Here is an 18,503-nt window from a genome sequence, read left to right as displayed (position 1 = left end):
CCTATAAGTTTTTAAAAACCTTATAGGTTTGATTTACTGAAATATTTATGGAACAACACAATCGTTTCAATTCCTTTCAGATAATTGAATACTCTATAGTGCTCATTAGGTGAATGGATCGCATCTGAATCCAGACCGAAGCCCATCAATACGGTTTTTAATCCAAGAACTTTTTCAAACAAGGCAACAATCGGAATACTTCCGCCTTCTCGCATCGGGATCGGTTTTTTGTTCCATGCTTCAGCAAAGGCTGCTTCAGCTGCTTTGTAGCCCGCACTATCCGTTGGTGTAATAGCTGGTTCGCCGCCGTGATGTGGAATCACTTCTACTTTAACCGATGCTGGAGCAACACTTTTAAAATAGTTTGTAAATAATTCCGTGATCTTATCCGGTGTTTGGTTTGGAACCAGACGCATAGAGATCTTTGCCTGAGCAACAGAAGGCAATACCGTTTTCGCACCTTCGCCGATATAGCCGCCCCAGATTCCGTTTACATCCAAGGTTGGACGGATCGAAACACGCTCCAATGTGGAGTATCCTTTTTCACCTTCTACATCGGCGATGTCCAATGCCTTTTTATAATTATCTAAATTGAAAGGCGCGCTGTTTAATGCTTTACGATCTGCTTCAGTCAATTCAACAACATCCCCATAAAAACCAGGAATAACAATGTGGTTGTTTTCATCTTTCATACCCGCGATCATCTCGCACAAAATGTTGATCGGGTTCGCAACCGCACCACCATAAACGCCTGAGTGCAAGTCTCTATTCGGGCCGGTAACTTTAACTTCCAGATAGCTTAAACCACGTAAACCAATTGTGATTGAAGGTGTTTCTACAGAAAAGATTGCCGTGTCCGAAACCAGGATCACATCGGCTTTAAGCTTCTCTTTATTTTTTTCTAAGAACGGACCAAGATTGTCAGAACCAACTTCTTCTTCACCTTCGATCATGAATTTAATGTTGCAGGGAACATCCTTCATCGCTGTTAAAATCTCCAGCGCTTTGATGTGCATGTACACCTGACCTTTATCGTCGCAGGCACCACGTGCATAAATGTTGCCATCTTTTATGACCGGTTCGAAAGGGGGAGAAGTCCATAACTCATACGGATCTGCAGGCTGAACATCGTAATGACCATAAACCAGGATTGTTGGTTTAGAAGGATCAACCATCTTCTCTGCATATACCACCGGGTTTCCGCCTGTTTCACATAGTTCTGCTTTATCTGCACCGGCTTTTAAAAATTGTTCTTTCGCAAATTCAGCGGCACGAATTACATCTGCTTTGAATTTTTTATCTGCACTAACAGACGGTATTTTTAACCAGTCACACAATTCACCAATAAAACGATCTTTATTTTGTTCTACATAAGCAGAAACAGAAGCAGCAGTAAGTTGAGACATAGTATTTGGTTATGAGTATAGTATGTAAATATAGAAGTTTTAGGTTTTAAGTTTTAGGTTTTAAGAAAAGAAAATCAATACAACAGCAAAAAATGTTAGAAAATTCTTAGAACTTAAAACCTATTACATAAAACTTGGTTGAAATCCTCTCCACGCTTGTACACCACCTGTATGCAGCGCCACAATCACAGAACCTTTTTTAAAATATCCGGTTGAAATTTTATCCAGCAAACCAAACATCATTTTTCCATTGTAGATCGGGTCGAGCAAAATTCCGGTTTGTTCTTCAAAGCTTTTTACAAAATCAATTAGCTCAGGTTTCATTTTTCCATAGCCACCAAACATATACTCCGAAGTAAAGAGCGCTAACTTACTTTTGTCAAAATCTTCTTTCAATAAGTTTGCTACTTCATCAATAACGTACTCGCCATTTTTCAAAGCCGAAAACACAAACAGTTTAGCATTCACATTTTTAATACCTTTCATCAAACCGGCAAACGTACCACCCGTGCCGCATGGCGTAGCGATATAATCAAACGGCATCTCAATTTCGTTTACCAATTCTGCAACGCCTTCAACAGCAAATGTATTTGTTCCGCCTTCGGGAATAAAATAAAAATCTTCTTTAGTAGAATGACTCATATCAAAAGCCAACTCAGGCTTTTCACGAACAGCTCGGTATGCTTCTCTTGAAACAAAAACGAATTCCATACCCAAAGCTGCTGCATCTTTCAGCGTGGGATTTTCAATCAGCAATTCTTCCCCACGAATGATTGCTTTGGTTTTCAATCCATGTTCTTTACCATACGCTGCGGTTGCAATAATATGATTTGAATAAGCCCCGCCGCAAGTAAGCAAGCCTGTTTTTCTTTCACGTAAACATTGCTGCACATTGTACTTCAGTTTCCGGATCTTATTGCCACCATACAAAGGGTGAATAAGATCGTCACGCTTCAGATACAAAGTCACACCAGCCTTTTCGGTTTGGGGAAGAATAATGGGTTGAAGTGGACTTTGCATAAACAAATATAATTGTCTGAACTGGGATTTTAAGAGATTAAAAGGATTGACATGAAAATCTGCAAATTTTTTTAATCCTATTTTATCCCTTTAATCCTTTTATAATCCTAGTTCAGACAAAAGGCTTTCCGTATCTTTGTCCCTATGGCAGAAAATGAAATACCGGAAGAATTAGAAGACGGCTTTAGTGAAGACGAATTATTTGAGCATCACCGCGTTGTTTGCGATCCGGGACAGTCTCCCTTACGTATTGATGTATTTTTAATGTCGCGTATTCAATACGCAACACGTTCGCGCATACAATATGGTATTGAAACAGACTCTGTTAAAGTAAACGATAAATCAACAAAATCGAGCTATAAAGTAAAACCAGGAGATGTCATTACCATTTCTCTGCCGCACCCACCACGCGAAGATGTATTGATCCCGGAAGATATTCCGATCGATATTGTATATGAAGACGATCAAATTTTGGTTGTAAATAAAAAACCAGGCATGGTTGTACACCCTGCACATGGCAACTGGACAGGTACACTTGTAAATGCATTGGCATTTCACTTTGAAAATTTACCGACGCACGTAAACGGCAGAATCCGTCCGGGTTTGATACACCGTATTGATAAAGATACTTCCGGTTTATTGGTGATTGCAAAAACGGATTACGCCATGACCTTTATGGCGAAGCAGTTTGCGGACCACAGCATTGAACGTACCTATCATGCTATCTGCTGGGGAGTTCCTGATCCTAAAAGCGGAACCATTAAAAATTACTTAGGCAGAAGTACAAAAGATCGTAAGATCGTAACTACCTACGAAAACGAAGAAGATGGTAAACTTGCAATCACGCATTTTAAAACGCTGGCTGCTTATCATTATGTAGCATTGATCCAGTGTAACTTAGAAACCGGCAGAACGCACCAGATCCGTGCACACATGAAATCCATTGGTCATTCACTTTTCAATGATATGAGCTACGGTGGTGATTCAGTTGTGAAAGGAACGGTAACCGGTAAATACAAACAGTTTGTTGAGAATTGCTTTAAGCTATTACCGCGTCAGGCACTGCATGCAAAAACATTGGGCTTCATACATCCTACTACAAAAGAGTTTATGCAGTTCGATAGCAAGCTGCCAGATGATATGCAGGCTGTATTGGATAAGTGGGAGCGTTATGTGGGCGAAGAAAAATAAGAAGAAGTACTAAGTATATAGTACGGAGTACAGAGTACAAAAAAAGAAATTATTATTGATTAATCTAAGTTAGAGCGCTACGTACTTTGTACTTAGTACTCCGTACTCTGAACTATGAGTTTAGGTATCCGCTACATGCTCCTCTCTATCGTTTCGTTTTCACTCATGCATTTGTGTGTGAAAACGATACCAGACATTCCGGTTGTACAAACGATTTTCCTGCGATCGATTTTTTCAATTGTATTCTGTTATATTGCTATCAAACAAGCAAAGGTTTCTGTTTGGGGAAATAATAAAACATTTCTGATCTTGCGCGGATTGGTTGGTATGTTTTCGCTGATCTGCTTTTTCTATTCCATACAAATGCTTCCGCTGGGGACAGCAGTAACCATCGGAAATCTGGTTCCTTTCTTTACCTTGTTCTTAGCATTTCTTTTTCTGAAAGAAAAAATACCATACATAAAATGGCTCTTCTTCGGAATCTCATTTGCAGGTGTATTGTTAATGAAAGGATTGGACAAAGAGCTTCCAACACTGGGAATCATATTGGGTTTGTGTGCAGCATTCTTTACCGCAACGGCACACTTTGTCGTACGTAAATTACGTGACACCGACGATACCTCCGTCATCATGTTCTACTTTCCCTTCATCACGATTCCGTGTATGCTACCATTTATTTTCACCGAATGGAAAACACCGGATGCACGGGAATGGCTGTTCTTATTGTTCATTGGAATTACGACTCACGTCGGGCAACTCTTCTTAACAAAAGCATACAAACACGAAGAAGTAAAAAATATTTCCTATGTGTACTACTTAGGCATTGTACTTTCTTTTATTTACGGTATTACTTTCTTTGGAGAGTTTATCAGCCTGAAGTCTTCTGTTGGACTGGGTTTGGTGATTTTGGGAATGATACTTAATGTATTTGTATAGCGTTGTGAAATTCCAAATCACAAAAAATAAATTCCATACTGCTGAAAACACAACAACAACGTTTCTATATTTTGATTTTTTAAAAGAAGAGAAAATAAAGCTACTATTTACTCCGTTTGAAATTTGTGTTTTGATTTTTGGAATTTATAAAAAGCTTTGCTTTTTAGCAGCGTTCCAATACTCATCCATCTCTGCTAAGCTCATTGTATTTAATTGCTTTCCGTCTTTCTTCGATTCGGTTTCTAAATACTGAAAACGTTTAATAAATTTTTTGTTGGTTCGCTCCAATGCATCTTCGGGGTTGATGTTTAAAAAACGAGCGTAATTAATAAGGGAGAAAAACAAATCGCCAAGTTCACCTTCGGCTTTAAATGCATCAATTTTTTTATCGTCTTCAATGTTAAATTCTGCTTTAAATTCTGCCAACTCTTCTTCTACCTTTTCCCACACTTGCTTTTTCTCTTCCCAATCGAATCCTGCACCTCTTGCTTTTTCCTGTATCCGTGTTGCTTTAATCATTGCGGGCAACGATTTTGGAACACCACTCAAAATAGATTCTTCCTTGGGTTTTTCGGTCATCTTGATCTGTTCCCAGTTCCGCTTGACGGCTGCTTCATCTTCTGCTTTTACATCGCTGTATATATGGGGATGTCTGCGGATCATTTTTTCAGAAAGCGAATTCAATACATCACCGATGTCAAAGTGTTTTGTCTCCGAGGCAATACGCGCATAAAAAACCAGATGCAGCATGATATCACCGATTTCTTTCTTGATCTCATCCATGTCCTTTTCAACAATGGCATCCGAAAGTTCAAATGTTTCTTCAATGGTTAAATAGCGCAGACTTTCAATGGTTTGCTTCTTATCCCATGGGCATTGTTCGCGCAATTCATCCATGATGGTTAACAATCTGTCAAATGCTTTTAATTGTTCTTCTCTTGAATTCATACCGATAAGACGTTTATCTAACAAATAACCATATTCTATGAACTAATACTTGCTTTCAAGCGGAAAATTTGAGTCGTTGTTGATAAAATTTTTCTTAGTATAAATTTTAAAAGAAAAGATTGTATATGGTTTCTTTTTGTAAATTTGATTAGAAACAAAACCTTTTTAACAGTGACTTTAATTAAATCTATTTCAGGCATTCGCGGAACAATTGGCGGTAAGCCGGGAGATTCATTAACACCCATCGATGTAGCAAAATTTGCAGCAGCATATGGCACTTGGGCAAAAACAAATTCTGAAAGCAATACCATCGTAATTGGTCGTGATGCACGTTTATCCGGACCGTGGGTTTCTGCAATTGTGACTGAAACGCTTCGTTGTTTGGGTTTCGATGTCGTTGATTTGGGTCTATCAACTACACCAACAGTTGAAATGGCCGTGGTTTGGGAAAAAGCTGCCGGTGGCATCATCATTACAGCAAGCCACAATCCAGGACATTGGAATGCATTGAAGTTACTGAATGCAGACGGAGAATTTGTTTCTGAACGTGACGGCAAAAAAATTCTTGTTCTTGCTAAAAAAGAGAACATTGATTTTGTAGATGTAAAACACTTTGGTTCATATCGCAAAGACGATAATTATATTCAAAAACATATCGATGCAATTTTAAAATTGCCATTGGTAGATATTGAAGCAATCCGAAATAAAAATTTCAATATTGCAATAGACTGCGTAAATTCTACGGGAGGCATTGCACTTCCCTTGTTATTAAAGGCATTGGGAGTAAAACAGGTTTCAGAATTTTATTGCGAACCTGATGGACACTTCCCGCACAACCCGGAACCTTTAGCTGAAAACCTTTCTTTCATTTCAAATGAAATTGAAAAAGGACATTACGATTTAGGAATTGTTGTAGATCCCGATGTAGACCGTTTATGTTTCATCAACGAAGACGGCAGCATGTTCGGTGAAGAATATACATTGGTTGCCATTGCAGATTATGTATTGAAACATACTCCCGGTAATACGGTTTCAAATTTATCTTCTACAAGAGCATTAAAAGATGTCACGGAGAAACATGGCAAACAATACATTGCTTCTGCCGTTGGCGAAGTGAATGTTGTTACAGCCATGAAAAAAAATAAAGCGGTGATTGGCGGGGAAGGCAACGGCGGAGTGATCTATCCCGAATTACACTACGGTAGAGATGCTTTAGTTGGTATTGCATTGTTCTTATCGCATCTGGCAAAATATGGAAAATCTATTTCCATGATGCGTGCAAGTTATCCGAACTATGTGATCTCAAAAAATAAAATTGAACTGACTCCGGAAATCGATGTAGACTGTGTAATTGAAAAGATCAAAGATCATTATGCTAAAACTCCGATGATTACGGTTGATGGTGTACGCTTTGATTTTGAAGCAGGCTGGGTACATTTACGTAAATCGAATACCGAACCGATCATCCGTATCTACGCAGAAGCGGATACACATGCAACTGCAGATAATCTTGCACATAAAATAATCAGTGACATCAAAGAAGTACTCGATACCAATGCGTGTTTACTTAGATAATGCAGCAACAACGGCTTTAGATCCATTGGTTCTTGAAGCCATGATGCCTTATTTAACCAATCATTTTGGTAATGCGTCTTCTATTCATAGTCATGGTCGCGAAACGCGATCCGCCATTGAGATTGCGCGCAAAAAAATTGCTGACTTATTAAACACAACTGCTGCAGAACTTTTTTTTACTTCGGGCGGTACCGAAGCAGACAACACTGCCATCATCGGTGCTGTTGACAAACACGACATCAAGCACATTATTACCAGTAAGCTGGAACACCATGCGGTGTTGCATACCGTTCAGTATTTAGAAAAACTGAATCGGGTTACGGTGCATTATGTTGAAGTAAATGAATTGGGTGTGATTGATTTAGCTCATTTAGAATCTTTACTTAAAACTTACCCGAACGCATTGGTAAGTTTAATGCATGGCAACAATGAGATCGGAAATATTCTAGATCTAAAAAAAGTTGGTGAGTTATGTCAGAATTACAAAGCATTTTTTCACAGCGACACCGTACAAACGATCGGACATTATCCGTTGCATTTATATTCCTTACCTGTCGATTTCATTGCAGGGTCTGCGCATAAGTTCCACGGACCAAAAGGAATCGGTTTGTTGTATTTAAAATCAGGTTCTGCCATTTATCCATACATGCATGGTGGCGCGCAAGAACGCAACATGCGTGGCGGTACAGAAAATACTGCAGCAATTGTTGGTATGGCTAAAGCATTAGAACTTGCCTATCAGCGCATGGAAGAAGATCGCGTTCATATTACTGCGTTGAAAAAATACATGATCGGAGAGTTAAACGGCATTCCCGGGTTATTATTCAATGGAGAATCTGCCAACACCGAGAAAAGTCTGATGCATGTGTTGAATGTGAGTTTACCGCCATCCGAAAATAATGAGATGCTGGTGATGAATTTAGATATTGCAAAAATATCTGCTTCTGCCGGCAGCGCATGTACAAGTGGCACAAATATTGGTTCGCATGTATTGGAAGCCATTGGCGCTAAAGACGATTGGGGCTATGTGCGTTTTTCTTTCGGAAGAAATAATACCAAAGAAGAAATAGATTACTGCATTCAAACGTTAGTAAAGAGTATTAAATAACCGTAACCTGTTATGAAAAAATTAATCGTATTTATTTTCTTATCTGTTTTAGCTTCCGCTTCGGCGCTGGCACAGACAGGTTCAGCTTTTCCGAATTTTCCGACAAAAAAATTAAACGGACAAGCTTTTCCCTTACCCGATAGTGTGAAAGGAAAATACAGCATTATTGGTGTTGCCTTTTCTAAAAAAGCAGAAGAAAGTTTATTGACCTGGTATCAACCTGCTTATCAGACATTCATTCAGAAAAAGAAAACTATGTTTGCTTCTGAAGTATATAATGTAAATACATACTTTGTCGCCGTGATCACAGGCACGAATAAGATTGCAGGAGATGATGTAGTTAAAAAGATAAAAGAGAATACACAAAAAGAATTGCAGCCATACATCTTAACCTATATTGGTGAATTCGCTTCGTATAAAAAATTGTTAAACATTACCGAAAGCGATGAGCCCTACTTTTTTATTTTAGATGAAAAAGGAGTAATCGTTCACATTACAAAAGGGGCATACTCAGCAGCTAAATTAGCTGAAGTAGAAGAAGTACTTTCAGAAGAATAGACATATTGAAATTATATAGGTATCATATCGACGTCAAGGTTCTAAAACTTGACGTCGGTTTTTTTTAAATAAATCTATTTTTATCCTGTAACATTTTAGTAGGTTAATCTGTCTAACCGATATAATCGATATATATCATGAAAAATTTTATTCTATTTCTAAGTATTAGCAGTTTTTTAATGGCTTGTAGAAAACATCAGGACCCAATACCAACAATTCCAACCGGAAATTCTACCAGTGAAAGCACATCTACATCTATTGATTTTACTCATCCTAAAAAGTCTACTTTTAAATATCTTGATAAAATGACTGAGTATGTCAAAATTCATGAGTATGAATATTATACAGATGGTTCATTAAGAAAAATAATTAAATACGATAGTTTGCAAAAAGCAAATGGTGATTCAATACTATTTATCTATACAGACGGCTGGCTTACTAAAAAGATATCTTACCTTAATGGTTATAATACAATTACAACAGAATTATTTACATATAATATTGTACCGTATACACTCTTAAGTACTTTAGAATCTTATACTCAAATAAATCCAAACAATTCTCCTCAATCAAAAAAATATAAATACTATTATGATTCAAATGAAAAGGTTAGTTATGTACTTGCTTTTGACTATTTGAATGACAACTTAGTCGATAGTATTTCTATTGTAGGCAATACGGCTATTGAATTTTTGGGTAAAGGCGAAATAAACCCCTATAACCCCAATGATCCGGCATTATATGGATATAGAGAAAGATTTGTAGCACATTATTTTATTACAACCAGTGGAAATTATCCGAATCCTTTTTATGGAGTATATCCTGATCTTGGTTTAATTACTTTTGATCCGGCTGACCTTACACATCAACATCCAATCTATACATACGGACTTAACCAATTAAACAACACCGCTTATTCAAATGAATATATACCATTTCAAAACGAACTTTCAATTGATCTTATGCCTGATGGCATAATTAGCTTTCCTGAAGCTGCTTTTTTCAATAAACAAGTTAATTCTGCTCAATTGGGCAATTACAAAACGTATCTCTTTGCCAGCAATGACATACGATATAGAGAATGCAAAAAAGACAGTAACAATAATCTGCTATTTTTTGAAGATCACTATTTTCAAAAAATAGTAGGTAGAGGTTCTGTTACTCCCGAATCTTCACGCACAACACTTTATTATTAAAATTCTCTGAATTAAAAGCCAATGTCGTATATCAACGAATCCCATAAATAATATGAATCGTATAGTACTCTATATATTCTTGTTATTTATGTTTATTGGATCCACCCAGTTTATATTTGCTCAGATTCCTTTTGTTCAGGCAAATCAATTACCGTTATTGCTTAGTCCATCTATGGCAGGAAGTAAAGAGCAAAAACGAGTATCTATCGGAGCAAACAATTTTATTTCAGACGATAGTAAGGGAAGTAACCTTGCAATCTGTTATGATCAAATGATTGAAAAATTTGGCTGTGGTGTTGGTATTTATTATTTGCAGAATTCTTTTAAAGATAATTTAATAACCGACAACTATCAATTTAGCTTTTCTGAGAACATCCGTAATAAAAAATATTACACCATTGAAAATCAAAAAACGTTAGGTATTTGTATTGCTCCTAAATACAACATCACATATAAAAACAATCCTTATAAAATAAAATATACTTTTTCTCCTTCCGTTTTTCTGGAACTTGGAAATTCTGTAAATACTATGCTATGTAATCCTATTGTTGAACATGTGTATCTACATTATGACTCCACAAATTATTACAAGTATTCCTATAATAATTCCTCCTTACGATATGGAGTGGGTGGACAACTGAACAGTAAAAAACTATTGTTATTAGGAAAATTAGGGATTACAAGAAATTCTTACTCTGAACAAATTTCTTATGCAACCTATGCTAAATCTTCAAATACAGAAAGTGAAACTCAACCCATTTCGGAAAATAGTATTTTTTATTCCCTTCAATCAACATTCCACATAGGTTATACCTTTTGTAAAAATCCCAACACATCACTTTCGTTTACGCCAATATTTGGCATTGGCATAATTCATTACTTCGGCTTAGATGCTCATTACGTTCAGCCTAATAGCAATAAATACAGATACAATATTAACCCGGATCAATTAACAGAAATAAATTATTTGCATGCGTCTGCAAATATGCGCTTCAAAAAATTTTTATTTGGTGCGTCATATTCAAAAAATCAAACCAGCATTTATAAGGGAATAACATTCGGCTTTCAGAATAATCGAATGAAAGTAATGTGTTCCATGGGATTCAATTTTTATAAGACATTATCTACTTATCACCAAGCAGAAGTCACATCAGGATTTTTCTTTTAAACTATTTTTTACTGATAATATTGGTTTACTTGCATACATGTTATTGATACACAAATGCATCATCTAATCGAATTATACATCATGCTATTTCAATAAAATTTTCTTTATCCGTTTATGAAAAAACTTTTTTCCAATCTTACCTTCTGGGTGCTTACCGCAATTGTGCTTGGTGTATGGATTGGACATTTTTATCCGCGAACTGCACTAATGCCTATTCTGGATAAACCAATAAAATTAAACCTCTTCATTACAGACATAGAAATCAAAACAACCTTTGCTGAATTGCTCAGCAGTTTGTTCATTTCCATTGTAAAAATATTTATCAATCCCATTATTTTCTTAACCATCACGTTAGGCATTGCTTCCATGAGTGATTTGAAAAAAGCCGGTAAGGTTGGAGCAAAGGCATTATTGTATTTTGAAATTGTAACATCTTTTGCATTACTTATAGGCATTGCAGCTGCATGGATCATACAACCCGGAGAAGGTATTGCCACTTCAACAATTTCCGGCGGAGATATCACTACCTATACCAAAGGTGCTGAAGATTTCAGCTGGCTACATTTCTTAAAAGACAATGTAACACTTCAGGTTGTATTGATTGCTATTGTTTCAGGAATCCTCTTAAGCCGATACTCAAGACGTGAACATTTTATCAGCAAACTTCAGCCTATTTCCAAAGCACTTTTTAAAGCCTTGCATTATGTTATGTTGCTCGCACCTATTGGTGCTTTGGGTGGCATGGCATACACCATTTCTAAATACGGACTAACAACCTTATTGCCTTTAGGCAAACTTATGTTGACGGTGTATACTACGATGGCGCTTTTCATTTTTATTGTATTGGGAGCAATCCTCTGGTATTACAAAATCCGGTTGTGGTCGTTATTAAAATATATACGCGAAGAATTATTAATCGTGCTCGGAACCTCTTCTTCTGAAGCAGCATTGCCTTCACTCATAGAAAAGCTTGAACGCATGGGCTGTTCCAAATCTGTTGTAGGCTTGGTTGTTCCTGCAGGTTATTCGTTCAATTTAGATGGCACAACCATTTACCTTTCTATGTCGGTATTATTTCTCGCACAAGTATTTCATGTACATCTTGACCTCACACAAATTCTTTCCATCATTGGTATTTTAATGATCACATCTAAAGGTGCAGCAGGTGTTGCTGGCAGTGGTTTCATTGTTCTGGCTTCAACCTTAACAGCCGTTAAAGTTATTCCGGTTGAAGGATTGGCTTTATTGCTTGCAGTAGATCGTTTTATGTCAGAGGCAAGAGCTATTACTAATTTCATTGGAAACAGTGTAGCAACTGTTTTTCTGGCAAACAATGAAAATGAATTCGACCGGTCTAAAATGGAAGAAGCATTTAATACAAATTTTTAATATCACCTGGTTTTTAAACCTCTACGACGTTAAATGATCAATGATTCTGCAAAAACATATACACGTCTTGCGTTTTATTTACCACAAAATTTTTAGAAAAATCAATTTTTACATATATTTAAAATGTTAAATTTGAATTCGAAACAAAATATTGTTTTTAGCGTTTGAACCTTTTAGATTTAATATTTTAAAAATTTTAACTTTTAAACCCCAATTTTAAAAAATGGAAAACACAACAGAAGTAACACGCGTAGGTTTTGGCTCTAGATTAGGAGCACTACTTTTAGACGTAGTAATTGTTTTCGGAATTTCATTTGTACTATCACCAATTTTAGGTGGCTTTCTAGGTGCAGCAGCTGCAACAGCTACTGCTGAGGCTGCGGGTAGTACTGGTGCAGATCCGGCAGTGGCAGCTGCAGCTGGTGGAATTATAGGAACTTTTTTGGCATTAATAGTAGTTTTGCCTTTAGTTTACGTAGTGTATTATTTAATCGAAGGATTAACTGGTATTACATTAGGTAAATTAATCCTGGGTATTAAAGTTGCTAATCAGGATGGTACTGCTGCTCCAATTGGTACATTAATCACTCGTTGGGCTGTTAAAGCAAGCGGTAACATCTTATCTTTATTAGGTGCTATTTTAGGTGTTGCTATACTTGGAACAGTTGGTAGTATTGTAGGTTTAGTTATTTTCATCGGATGCTTTTTTGTATTAGGTGCAAAGAAACAAGCATTACATGATTTAGTTGCTAAGACTGCTGTCTTCAAAAAATCAGATATTAAATAATTAATAGATTTATCTATTATTGAAAGCCATGGTTAAAATTTAACCATGGCTTTTTTTATTGGAATTTTTTAACTCAGTTATTTTTTATACCTTCTATAACATTGGTTACTATTTGGTAACCTGTAAATCGGAACTAATAATATGTGTTCCCGCTTATAGTCTTTCAACACACTTTTATCCAACATATCCTTTTATCTGATGAAAACATTTAAATTATTTGAACCACTGAAAATCGGTTCTATTTCTCTAGCCAACAGTATTGTAATGGCACCGATGACGCGCTCAAGAGCAACCGGTAATATTCCAAACGATTTAATGGCAACGTATTACGGTCAGCGTGCAGCAGCAGGCTTGATCATCACAGAAGGAACTTCACCTTCACCAAACGGTTTGGGTTATGCACGTATCCCGGGTATTTACAGCAAAGAACAAGTTGAAGGCTGGAAGAAAGTTACAAAAGCAGTTCACGATAAAGACGGAAAAATTGTAATCCAATTGATGCACACAGGTCGTATCAGTCACCAGGCAAACATGCCGGCCGGTTCAAAAATACTTTCTGCTTCAGCTGTAAAACCTGCAGGACAAATGTGGACAGATTCTGCACAGATGCAGGACTTTCCTGTGCCAAACGCAATGACTGCTGAAGAACTTGTTTCAACAAAAGCCGAATTTGTAACCGCTGCTAAAAACGCGATCGAAGCAGGTTTTGATGGTGTTGAACTTCACGGTGCGAACGGTTATTTATTGGAACAGTTTCTTTCTCCGATAAGTAATGTGCGCACAGATGAATATGGTGGCAGCATTGAAAAGCGCAGCAAGTTTGTATTGGAAGTTGCTGAAGCGGTAGCGGCTGCAATTGGTAAAGACAAAACGGGTATCCGTCTTTCTCCTTATGGCGTAGCGAGCGACATGCCGCACTATCCAGAAATCGATGCAGAATACGATTATCTTTCCCGCAAACTGAACGACTTGGGAATTGCATACATCCATTTAGTTGATCACTCTGCAATTGGTGCGCCTGCAGTACCTATTGAGATCAAACAAAAGATCCGTTCGAATTTTAAAAATACAATCATCGCGTGTGGTGGTTTCTCAAAAGATACAGCCGAAGCAGCGATAGAGAGCGGACTTGCAAATGCAACAGCTTTCGGTCGTCCATTTATAAACAACCCTGATTTGGTTGAGCGTTTGAAAAAAGACGAAGCGCTTTCTCAAGATCTGAAAATGGATCTGTTCTATACACCAGGTGAACATGGATATACAGATTATCCTGTATTTGGTGCTTAATAATCTTTAGTTCTATATAAAAAGAAAAGGCTCATCGTGGGATGAGCCTTTCTTGTTTTAAGAGATTACTAAAGACTTACACTTTCTCCAAAATCGTTCTCCAGCTCGTCTCTTTACGAATCTTCAGACGTAATTCGCTGATCGCAACTCTCTCCTGAACCATCGTATCACGGTGACGGATTGTAACCGTGTTGTCTTCCAATGTCTGATGATCTACTGCAATACAGAATGGTGTTCCGATTAAATCGTTTCTTGTATAACGTTTACCGATCGAATCTTTATCTTCATACGTTACCTTGATATCGTATTTCAATTCGTTGTAAATTTCCATTGCTTTTTCAGGCAGGCCATCTTTCTTCGTGATCGGAAGAATTGCTGCTTTGATCGGTGCCAATGTCGGATGTAATTTTAAGTACACACGTTCTTTAACTTTTTCACCTTCTTCTGTTTGTTCAACAGTCGTTTCTTCTGTGTATGCATTACACAACACCGCAAGAAAACATCTGTCTGCACCAACGGAAGTTTCAACTACAAACGGAACGTAGTTACCAAATGCTTTTCCGGTTGCAGGATCAATATCATTATCAAAATACTGTTGTTTCTTTTTAGACAATTCCTGATGGTTCGCCAAATCAAAATCGGTACGTGAGTGAATACCTTCCATTTCTTTGAAACCGAACGGGAATTCGAATTCAATATCTACCGCAGCATTTGCGTAATGCGCAAGCTTTTCGTGATCGTGGAATTTCAATTTTTCCGCCGGCAAACCAATCGCCTTGTGCCAGTTCAAACGTGATTCTTTCCATTTATTGTACCATTCCATTTCTGTTCCGGGACGGATAAAGAATTGCATTTCCATTTGTTCGAACTCACGCATACGAAAGGTAAACTGACGCGCAACAATTTCGTTACGGAATGCTTTACCAATCTGCGCAATACCAAATGGAATTTTCATACGACCTGATTTCTGTACGTTCAGAAAGTTTACAAAAATACCTTGTGCTGTTTCCGGTCTTAAATAAATCGTGCTGGAGTCTTCTGCAACAGAACCTACCTGTGTAGAGAACATCAAATTAAATTGACGAACTTCTGTCCAGTTTGACGTACCACTCACCGGGCATGTAATTTTTTCATTTGTGATCAGATCCTGCACACCTTTCAAATCGTCGGCTTCAAGAAGGCGCGCAAGTTTTTTAACCAATGCATCTGCTTCCTCTTTTTTACCTGCAGCTTCCATTTGTGCAGCACGCTCTTCAACAAGCACATCGGCTCTATATCTTTTCTTCGAATCTTTATTATCGATCATCGGATCGCTGAAACCATCAATGTGGCCCGAAGCTTTCCAGGTTAACGGATGCATAAAGATGGATGCGTCAATACCAACGATGTTGTCGTTCAATTGCGTCATTGCTTTATACCAAACAGTTTTGATGTTGTTTTTCAATTCAACACCCATTTGTCCGTAATCGTATACTGCCTGCAACCCGTCATAAATTTCTGATGAAGGAAAAACAAAACCATATTCTTTCGCGTGCGAAACGATTTTTTTCATCAGGCCATTTTCAGCCGGGGCAACTACTTTATTTTCCATGATACTCGTTTATACGTATTTAGTCGCTATTTTAATTTTTTGATGTAAATCAGAGAATGAGAAATATAAATGAATCTCCTGATTAAAATCACAACTTTTAAAACAGTTATTTGTTAAGTTTGCAAATTAAATATGTTTCTATGGCATTGCCTAATAAAAAATCCAAAACAGCCGTCTTTCTCATCAATCTGGGTACACCGGATAGTCCAAATACACCCGACGTACGCAAGTACCTGCGTGAGTTTTTAATGGACAGAAGGGTGATCGACATTCCATGGTTTAACCGTTGGATGCTGATTAACATGATCATAGCACCATTCCGTGCGCCAAAATCGGCTCATGAATATAAAAAATTATGGACGGATAAAGGTTCGCCCTTGATGTTTCATGGTGTTGCCATTAAGGAATTGTTACAAAACGCATTGGGTGAAGAATACAAAGTGGTTTTGGGGATGCGTTACCAAAACCCATCGATCGAATCTGTAGCCAAAGAGTTAGAGGCCAAAGGATATAATAAAGTAATTGTTCTTCCTTTATTTCCACAATATGCTTCGGCATCCACAGGTTCCGCCGTAGAAGAAGCCTTGCGTGTGTTGGGTAAATGGGAAATTACACCGCACATAGAAGTAATCTCAAAATTCTTCGATCATCCGTTTTTCATCAAAGCCTTTGCTGAAATTGGCCGCAAGTACTTGAATGAAAGAAGCTGGGATCATATTATTTTCTCCTATCACGGCATTCCTGAAAGACAAATCAAAAAAGCATCCATTGGCGACCAGTGTAAATTGGGAACATGTTGTCAGGTATATGGTTCAAGAAATGAATATTGTTATCGTGCGCAATGTTATGAAACAACACGTTTGCTTGTTCAGGAATTAGGTTTGACCGAAGGTTCGTATTCGGTTTCGTTCCAATCGCGTTTGGGTAAAACCCCATGGATCAAACCCTACACCGATCACAACATTGAAGAGTTAGCGAAAGCAGGAAAGAAAAGCATTTTGTTTTTCTCTCCATCGTTTATTGCCGATTGTTTAGAAACAACAGTTGAAGGAGGCGAAGAATATAAATTGTTATTTGAAGAACATGGCGGCAAAGACTGGCAGTTGGTTGAAAGTTTGAATTCAAATTCAACTTGGGTTGAATGTTTGAAAGATTTGGTTATCAGTAAAAACTAATTTCGTTTCAGTAACAATAAATTTCATGACCAACATCAACCCAAAGAAAATAGCTTTCCTTATTACCTCGACGGGTTGGGGTGGTTTAGAAATGAATACCTTAAAGTTAGCAAAACTGCTTTCTGAAAAAGGCTATAGCATTACGCTGATCACTCAGTCAACTTCTTCGATCTATACACAAGGAAAAGAAATATTTGCTTCAACCATTCTGCTTCAGAAAAAAAGAAAATATTTTGATTTTGGTGCTGCAAAAAAAATAAGCGTTGCATTAAAGACAAATGGCATCGATACCATCTTTGTTTTTGATAACAAAGATCTGGATGTTGTTGCCTGGACAAAAAAATTATTCTACAAGCAGCTGTTTGTATTGTATCAGCAGCACATGCAGATCGGTATCAACAAAAAAGATTTTTTACATACGTTCCGTTTCAATGCCATTGATATCTGGATCAGTCCGTTGGAGTATCTGAAAAAAGAAGTTGTTCATCGAACAAAATTCCCGGAAGAGAAAATCCGTGTTGTTCCGCTTTGTCTGGACACCATGCAATTCACAACAAAAAAATACAGCAAAGCTGAAGCCTTATCAAAACTGAACTTTCAGCCCAAAGCCCCCTTAGTTGGTATTATCGGTAGAATTGGTGAAAAGAAAGGTCAGCTTTTTTTAGTTGAAGCGTTGTTAAAATTAAAAAGTAAAGGCATCGCTATTGAACTCTTGATCTTTGGTTCTCCTACAGTAAATGATCCGGAATGTCAGACGTATTACGATCACATCCTTGAAACGATTAAAGAACACCAACTTGAAAATTCAGTACATCTTATTCCCTATCAAAAAGATGTTGCGCTTTTTTATACTGCGGTTGATGTATTTGCATTGGCATCGCACAGCGAAACCTATGGAATGGTAACCATTGAAGCGATGCTTTCCGGTTTGCCAATACTTGCCACTCATGCAGGTGGTACCAGTGAAATTTTGGATTATGGTAAATTGGGTCTTTTATATGAATATGAAAATCAGGAAGATTTTTGTACAAAGTTAATTTCTCTTTTAAATAACACTGAAGAAGCAAACAACATGGGCAAACGTGCGTTTGAAAATGCTTCTAAAAAATTTCAACAGGAAATTGAAGTGAATGGAATGGATGCAATTATTAAAAATCGAAACTGATTT

The 18,503-nt window shown here is 37.3% G+C and carries 16 protein-coding genes; 12 read left to right on the top strand and 4 right to left on the bottom strand.

Annotated elements, in window-relative coordinates; all coding sequences use genetic code 11:
- Nucleotides 1-20 precede the first annotated feature (20 nt).
- Together A3EE_RS0102535 and A3EE_RS0102530 are read right to left on the bottom strand one after the other, a co-directional pair.
- Nucleotides 21-1,406 carry a dipeptidase gene (locus A3EE_RS0102535; RefSeq protein ID WP_018341861.1) on the bottom strand — a complete coding sequence of 462 codons (1,386 nt, stop codon included), beginning with the start codon at nt 1,404-1,406 and terminating at the stop codon, nt 21-23.
- Between the two features lie 123 nt (nt 1,407-1,529).
- Nucleotides 1,530-2,426 (bottom strand): 1-aminocyclopropane-1-carboxylate deaminase/D-cysteine desulfhydrase, encoded by an 897-nt coding sequence (locus A3EE_RS0102530; protein ID WP_018341860.1) that lies wholly within the window; start codon nt 2,424-2,426, stop codon nt 1,530-1,532.
- A gap of 144 nt (nt 2,427-2,570) precedes the next feature.
- Here A3EE_RS0102530 and A3EE_RS0102525 point away from each other — a divergent pair, with 144 nt between their 5' ends.
- On the top strand, nt 2,571-3,617 hold the full coding sequence (locus A3EE_RS0102525; RefSeq protein ID WP_018341859.1) for an RluA family pseudouridine synthase: 1,047 nt from the start codon (nt 2,571-2,573) through the stop codon (nt 3,615-3,617).
- A gap of 114 nt (nt 3,618-3,731) precedes the next feature.
- Nucleotides 3,732-4,553, top strand: a complete 822-nt coding sequence (locus tag A3EE_RS0102520) for a DMT family transporter (protein ID WP_083921237.1) — start codon at nt 3,732-3,734, stop codon at nt 4,551-4,553.
- Between the two features lie 144 nt (nt 4,554-4,697).
- Here A3EE_RS0102520 and mazG read toward each other — a convergent pair whose 3' ends face one another.
- Complete coding sequence (gene mazG, locus A3EE_RS0102515) at nt 4,698-5,501, bottom strand: nucleoside triphosphate pyrophosphohydrolase (RefSeq protein WP_033417427.1); 804 nt, start codon at nt 5,499-5,501, stop codon at nt 4,698-4,700.
- A 171-nt stretch (nt 5,502-5,672) separates the two neighbouring features.
- Between mazG and glmM the strand changes: the two genes are divergently transcribed.
- From glmM to A3EE_RS0102475, 8 genes are all read left to right on the top strand, one after another.
- Nucleotides 5,673-7,076 carry a phosphoglucosamine mutase gene (gene glmM, locus A3EE_RS0102510; protein ID WP_018341856.1) on the top strand — a complete coding sequence of 468 codons (1,404 nt, stop codon included), beginning with the start codon at nt 5,673-5,675 and terminating at the stop codon, nt 7,074-7,076.
- Nucleotides 7,057-8,184, top strand: a complete 1,128-nt coding sequence (locus A3EE_RS0102505) for a cysteine desulfurase family protein (protein ID WP_018341855.1) — start codon at nt 7,057-7,059, stop codon at nt 8,182-8,184. The genes glmM and A3EE_RS0102505 overlap by 20 nt, the downstream gene beginning before the upstream one ends.
- A 12-nt stretch (nt 8,185-8,196) precedes the next feature.
- Nucleotides 8,197-8,742, top strand: coding sequence for a hypothetical protein (locus tag A3EE_RS0102500; protein WP_018341854.1), 546 nt, complete (start codon nt 8,197-8,199; stop codon nt 8,740-8,742).
- Nucleotides 8,743-8,879: 137 nt separating this feature from the next.
- Nucleotides 8,880-9,938 (top strand): hypothetical protein, encoded by a 1,059-nt coding sequence (locus A3EE_RS0102495; RefSeq protein ID WP_157446845.1) that lies wholly within the window; start codon nt 8,880-8,882, stop codon nt 9,936-9,938.
- Nucleotides 9,939-9,990: 52 nt separating this feature from the next.
- Nucleotides 9,991-11,106, top strand: coding sequence for a hypothetical protein (locus tag A3EE_RS0102490; RefSeq protein WP_157446844.1), 1,116 nt, complete (start codon nt 9,991-9,993; stop codon nt 11,104-11,106).
- A 114-nt stretch (nt 11,107-11,220) separates the two neighbouring features.
- A complete protein-coding gene (locus A3EE_RS0102485) occupies nt 11,221-12,495 on the top strand; it encodes a cation:dicarboxylate symporter family transporter (RefSeq protein WP_018341851.1) in 1,275 nt (424 codons plus the stop codon).
- Between the two features lie 223 nt (nt 12,496-12,718).
- Nucleotides 12,719-13,282, top strand: a complete 564-nt coding sequence (locus tag A3EE_RS0102480; protein ID WP_018341850.1) for an RDD family protein — start codon at nt 12,719-12,721, stop codon at nt 13,280-13,282.
- A gap of 198 nt (nt 13,283-13,480) precedes the next feature.
- Nucleotides 13,481-14,569 carry an alkene reductase gene (locus tag A3EE_RS0102475; RefSeq protein ID WP_018341849.1) on the top strand — a complete coding sequence of 363 codons (1,089 nt, stop codon included), beginning with the start codon at nt 13,481-13,483 and terminating at the stop codon, nt 14,567-14,569.
- Nucleotides 14,570-14,645: 76 nt separating this feature from the next.
- On the opposite strand, the gene A3EE_RS0102470 is transcribed toward A3EE_RS0102475, so the two are convergent.
- Nucleotides 14,646-16,160, bottom strand: coding sequence for a glycine--tRNA ligase (locus A3EE_RS0102470; protein ID WP_018341848.1), 1,515 nt, complete (start codon nt 16,158-16,160; stop codon nt 14,646-14,648).
- A 140-nt stretch (nt 16,161-16,300) separates the two neighbouring features.
- On the opposite strand from A3EE_RS0102470, the gene hemH reads away from it, so the two are divergent.
- Nucleotides 16,301-17,335, top strand: a complete 1,035-nt coding sequence (gene hemH / locus A3EE_RS0102465) for a ferrochelatase (RefSeq protein WP_018341847.1) — start codon at nt 16,301-16,303, stop codon at nt 17,333-17,335.
- Between the two features lie 25 nt (nt 17,336-17,360).
- On the top strand, nt 17,361-18,500 hold the full coding sequence (locus tag A3EE_RS0102460) for a glycosyltransferase family 4 protein (protein ID WP_018341846.1): 1,140 nt from the start codon (nt 17,361-17,363) through the stop codon (nt 18,498-18,500).
- Nucleotides 18,501-18,503: the final 3 nt, after the last annotated feature.

Origin of the sequence: Cytophaga aurantiaca DSM 3654 (genome assembly GCF_000379725.1) — a bacterium.
Taxonomy (GTDB): Bacteria; Bacteroidota; Bacteroidia; order Cytophagales; family Cytophagaceae; genus Cytophaga; species Cytophaga aurantiaca.
Note: the sequence above shows the minus strand (reverse complement) of the source record. Positions and strands in the feature narration are given on the sequence as shown.

Excerpts from the sequence above, each read along its gene's own strand:
- A3EE_RS0102505 (WP_018341855.1), top strand. The coding sequence starts at position 7,057 with ATGCGTGTTTACTTAGATAATGCAGCAACAACGGCTTTAGATCCATTG.
- A3EE_RS0102520 (WP_083921237.1), top strand. The coding sequence starts at position 3,732 with ATGAGTTTAGGTATCCGCTACATGCTCCTCTCTATCGTTTCGTTTTCA.
- A3EE_RS0102480 (WP_018341850.1), top strand. The coding sequence starts at position 12,719 with ATGGAAAACACAACAGAAGTAACACGCGTAGGTTTTGGCTCTAGATTA.
- A3EE_RS0102485 (WP_018341851.1), top strand. The coding sequence starts at position 11,221 with ATGAAAAAACTTTTTTCCAATCTTACCTTCTGGGTGCTTACCGCAATT.
- A3EE_RS0102475 (WP_018341849.1), top strand. The coding sequence starts at position 13,481 with ATGAAAACATTTAAATTATTTGAACCACTGAAAATCGGTTCTATTTCT.
- hemH (WP_018341847.1), top strand. The coding sequence starts at position 16,301 with ATGGCATTGCCTAATAAAAAATCCAAAACAGCCGTCTTTCTCATCAAT.
- A3EE_RS0102470 (WP_018341848.1), bottom strand. The coding sequence starts at position 16,160 with ATGGAAAATAAAGTAGTTGCCCCGGCTGAAAATGGCCTGATGAAAAAA.
- A3EE_RS0102495 (WP_157446845.1), top strand. The coding sequence starts at position 8,880 with ATGAAAAATTTTATTCTATTTCTAAGTATTAGCAGTTTTTTAATGGCT.
- A3EE_RS0102500 (WP_018341854.1), top strand. The coding sequence starts at position 8,197 with ATGAAAAAATTAATCGTATTTATTTTCTTATCTGTTTTAGCTTCCGCT.
- A3EE_RS0102490 (WP_157446844.1), top strand. The coding sequence starts at position 9,991 with ATGAATCGTATAGTACTCTATATATTCTTGTTATTTATGTTTATTGGA.
- mazG (WP_033417427.1), bottom strand. The coding sequence starts at position 5,501 with ATGAATTCAAGAGAAGAACAATTAAAAGCATTTGACAGATTGTTAACC.
- A3EE_RS0102535 (WP_018341861.1), bottom strand. The coding sequence starts at position 1,406 with ATGTCTCAACTTACTGCTGCTTCTGTTTCTGCTTATGTAGAACAAAAT.
- A3EE_RS0102525 (WP_018341859.1), top strand. The coding sequence starts at position 2,571 with ATGGCAGAAAATGAAATACCGGAAGAATTAGAAGACGGCTTTAGTGAA.
- A3EE_RS0102460 (WP_018341846.1), top strand. The coding sequence starts at position 17,361 with ATGACCAACATCAACCCAAAGAAAATAGCTTTCCTTATTACCTCGACG.
- A3EE_RS0102530 (WP_018341860.1), bottom strand. The coding sequence starts at position 2,426 with ATGCAAAGTCCACTTCAACCCATTATTCTTCCCCAAACCGAAAAGGCT.